Origin of the sequence: Mycobacterium sp. (assembly GCF_050700595.1) — a bacterium.
In the GTDB taxonomy this organism is placed as follows: domain Bacteria; phylum Actinomycetota; class Actinomycetes; order Mycobacteriales; family Mycobacteriaceae; genus Mycobacterium.
The window spans coordinates 1-3,696 of sequence record NZ_JBOHHI010000161.1; the positions used below are offsets into that span (position 1 = coordinate 1).

The following is a 3,696-nucleotide window of genomic DNA, read 5'->3' on the forward strand; positions in this document are numbered from 1 at the left end:
GGGTGCTGTTGGTCGGCGACGGGGTTAACGACGCGCCGGCCATGGCGGCCGCCCGCACGTCGATCGCCATGGGCGGGGCCGGTGCCGACCTCACGCTGCAGCCCGCCGACGGGGTCACGGTTCGGGACGAGCTGCATCGCATCCCGGCGATCATCGCGCTGGCCCGGCGGGCCCGCAGGGTGGTGATCGGTAACCTCGCGATCGCGACGACGTTTATCGCCGTGCTGGTGATGTGGGACCTGTTCGGGCAGCTGCCGCTCCCGCTGGGGGTGGCCGGCCACGAAGGATCGACTGTGATCGTCGCCCTCAATGGCCTGCGCCTGCTGACCGGCCGGGCCTGGCGGGTCGCGGCGCGGCGCTCGTCGGGAACATCGCAGCAGCTCGCGACGTTGGGCAGAGGGTGACTACCCAAGACCTGACCGCTGAACAGTTCAACGGCACCATCAACGACAACGACATCGTGCTCGTCGACTTCTGGGCATCCTGGTGCGGACCGTGCCGGGCGTTTGCGCCGACCTTTGCCGCGTCGGCGGAGAAACACCCCGACATCGTGCACGCGAAAGTTGACACCGAAGCCGAGCAACAGCTGGCCGCGGCCGCCAACATCCGGTCCATCCCGACGCTGATGGCTTTCAAGAAAGGCAAGCTGGTGTTCAACCAGCCCGGTGCGCTGCCACCGGCCGGGTTAGAGGATCTAGTGCAAAAGGTCAAGGACTTCGACATGGACGCCGCGATCGCGGCGCAGGAGCGCGACCAAGCCTGATCCGCCGCAGGCTACCGTGCAACGGTGAGCAAGGTCCTCGTTGAACATCCGCGACCATCGGTCGCACTGATCACCCTCAACCGGCCGGAGCGGATGAATTCCATGGCGTTCGACGTCATGGTGCCGCTCAAAGCGGCGCTGGAGCAGATCACCCACGACAACTCGGTGCGGGTGGTCGTGCTGACCGGCGCGGGCCGCGGTTTCTCCTCCGGCGCCGACCACAAGTCGGCCGGGGAGGTGCCGCACGTCGACGGACTGACCCGGCCGACCTACGCGCTGCGTTCGATGGAAATTCTCAACGATGTCATCCTGGCGCTGCGGCGGATGCATCAACCGGTGATCGCCGCGGTCAACGGCGCGGCGATCGGCGGGGGGTTGTGCCTGGCACTGGCCGCCGACATCCGGGTCGCGTCGACCGAAGCGTATTTCCGGGCAGCGGGCATCAACAACGGCCTGACCGCAAGCGAGCTGGGGTTGAGCTATCTGTTGCCGCGGGCCATCGGGACGTCGCGGGCGTTCGAGCTCATGCTCACCGGTCGCGACGTCGACGCCGAGGAGGCCGAGCGGATCGGGCTGGTGTCGCGCCGGGTGCCCGGCGACCAGCTGCTCGACACCTGCTACGACATGGCCGGGCGGATCGCCGCGTTCTCCCGGCCGGGAATCGAGTTGACCAAGCGCACACTGTGGAGTGGACTGGACGCCGCTAGCCTGGAGGGGCACATGCAGGCCGAAGGCCTGGGGCAGCTGTTCGTTCGTCTGCTCACCGCCAATTTCGAAGAGGCGGTTGCCGCGCGCGCAGAGAAACGGCCGGCGGTGTTCACCGACGACAAGTAATCCATAGGAGATTGGCGTGATCACGGCAACGGACCTCGAGGTCCGCGCGGGCGCGCGCATCCTGCTCTGTGCCAATCGGGGAGAAGCCCCGGGGTCGACGTTGCGGGTGCGGGACGGTGACCGTATCGGGCTGGTCGGCCGCAACGGTGCCGGCAAGACGACCACACTGCGCATTCTCGCCGGCGAGGGTGAGCCATATGCCGGATCGGTGGCCCGCACCGGCGAGATCGGTTACCTGCCGCAGGATCCCAAGGAGGGCGACCTCGACTTGCTCGCTCGCGATCGGGTGCTGTCGGCTCGCGGGCTCGACACGCTGCTCACCGATCTCGAGAAGCAGCAGGTGCTGATGGCCGAGGTCGTCGACGACGCCGCCCGCGACCGTGCCGTCCGCCGCTACGGCCAGCTGGAAGAGCAATTCGCTGCGCTGGGCGGCTACAGTGCCGAAAGCGAAGCGGGCCGTATTTGCGCGAGTCTCGGCCTACCCGAACGGGTGTTGACCCAGCCGTTAGGCACGTTGTCGGGTGGCCAGCGCCGCCGGGTGGAGCTGGCGCGCATCCTGTTCGCCGCGTCCGACAGCGGGGCCGGATCGGCCACCACGCTGCTGCTCGACGAGCCGACGAACCACCTCGACGCCGATTCGCTGGGCTGGTTGCGGGATTTCCTACGAGCGCACACCGGTGGGCTGGTCGTCATCAGCCACAACGTCGACCTGCTGGCCGATGTCGTCAACCGGGTGTGGTTCCTCGACGCCGTGCGCGGCGAGGTCGACGTCTACAACATGGGGTGGCAGAAGTATCTCGACGCCCGCGCCACCGACGCGCAGCGCCGCCGCCGGGAACGCGCCAACGCCGAGCGCAAGGCCGCCGCCTTGCGCACCCAGGCCGCCAAGCTGGGTGCCAAGGCCACCAAAGCCGTTGCGGCGCAAAATATGTTGCGACGTGCCGACCGGATGATAGCCGCGCTCGACGAGGAGCGGGTCGCCGACAAGGTGGCCCGGATCAAGTTCCCCACCCCCTCGGCGTGCGGGCGCACCCCACTGGTGGCCAACGGGTTGACCAAAACCTACGGTTCGCTGGAGGTGTTCACCGGCGTCGACCTGGCGATCGATCGCGGTTCGCGGGTGGTGGTGCTCGGACTCAACGGCGCCGGCAAGACGACACTGCTACGGCTGTTGGCGGGCGTCGAGCATCTCGATGCCGGGACGCTGGAGCCCGGTCATGGTTTGAAGGTCGGCTATTTCGCGCAGGAACACGACACCCTCGACGACGCCGCGACGGTGTGGCAGAACATCCGCCACGCCGCACCGGATTCCGGTGAACAGGATCTGCGTAGCCTGCTGGGCGCATTCATGTTCAGCGGCCCGCAGCTCGACCAGTTGGCCGGAACGCTTTCCGGCGGAGAGAAGACCCGGCTGGCATTGGCCGGCCTGGTGGCGTCCACCGCGAACGTATTGCTGCTCGACGAGCCCACCAACAATCTCGACCCGGCATCGCGTGAGCAAGTGCTCGACGCGCTGCGCAGCTACACCGGAGCGGTGGTGCTGGTGACTCACGACCCCGGTGCGGCCGAGGCGCTCGCACCGCAACGCGTCGTGCTACTGCCGGACGGCACCGAGGACTATTGGTCCGAAGAGTATCGGGATCTCATCGAGTTGGCCTGACCGACGGCGATTTCGTGAAAGTCGTGCCGCGTCGGCGGTCGCTTTCTACGCTTAAGCCCGCGGGTCCGAGCGAACCGGGGAGACGGCGATGAGGAAGTCGAAGAAAACACGCGACCAGTTGGTGCTCGAGTTGCGTAGCGCTTACGAGGGCGGAGCCAGCATCCGTAACCTGGTGGCTTCCACCGGGAGATCCTACGGATCGATCCACAGCATGCTGCGTGAGTCGGGCACCGCGATGCGCAGCCGCGGCGGGCCCAACCACCGCACCCGCACCCCCTAATCGCCGCGAGCGTGCGTGTCCCCGGTCGACACGCGGGGCATTGTCAAGTAGTCATTGCAACATATGGCCAGTTGTGGTGTGGGCTGGGCAAACCCCGGTTTGGATTGAGCGCCGTGCGCCTGGGCGGGCAGGGGCTGTGCGCCTGCCTGTGCCGCTGCG

Annotated in this window: 3 protein-coding genes and 2 pseudogenes; all 5 read left to right on the forward strand. The window is 67.5% G+C overall.

Annotated elements, in window-relative coordinates:
* A pseudogene (locus tag ACRDTL_RS14715) lies at positions 1-404 on the forward strand (heavy metal translocating P-type ATPase); the annotation flags it as partial.
* Positions 401-763 (forward strand): thioredoxin, encoded by a 363-nt coding sequence (gene trxA, locus ACRDTL_RS14720; RefSeq protein WP_431507442.1) that lies wholly within the window; start codon positions 401-403, stop codon positions 761-763. The pseudogene ACRDTL_RS14715 and the gene trxA, both read left to right, overlap by 4 nt.
* Before the next feature lie 6 nt (positions 764-769).
* Positions 770-1,597, forward strand: a pseudogene (locus ACRDTL_RS14725) (enoyl-CoA hydratase); the annotation flags it as partial.
* Between the two features lie 16 nt (positions 1,598-1,613).
* Positions 1,614-3,257 (forward strand): ABC-F family ATP-binding cassette domain-containing protein, encoded by a 1,644-nt coding sequence (locus ACRDTL_RS14730; protein ID WP_431507443.1) that lies wholly within the window; start codon positions 1,614-1,616, stop codon positions 3,255-3,257.
* A gap of 88 nt (positions 3,258-3,345) precedes the next feature.
* On the forward strand, positions 3,346-3,537 hold the full coding sequence (locus tag ACRDTL_RS14735; protein ID WP_431507444.1) for a helix-turn-helix domain-containing protein: 192 nt from the start codon (positions 3,346-3,348) through the stop codon (positions 3,535-3,537).
* The last annotated feature ends 159 nt before the right edge of the window (positions 3,538-3,696 follow it).

What these genes read in the sequence shown, in the direction of transcription:
- ACRDTL_RS14735 (WP_431507444.1), top strand. Translation starts at nt 3,346, where the DNA reads ATGAGGAAGTCGAAGAAAACACGCGACCAGTTGGTGCTCGAGTTGCGT.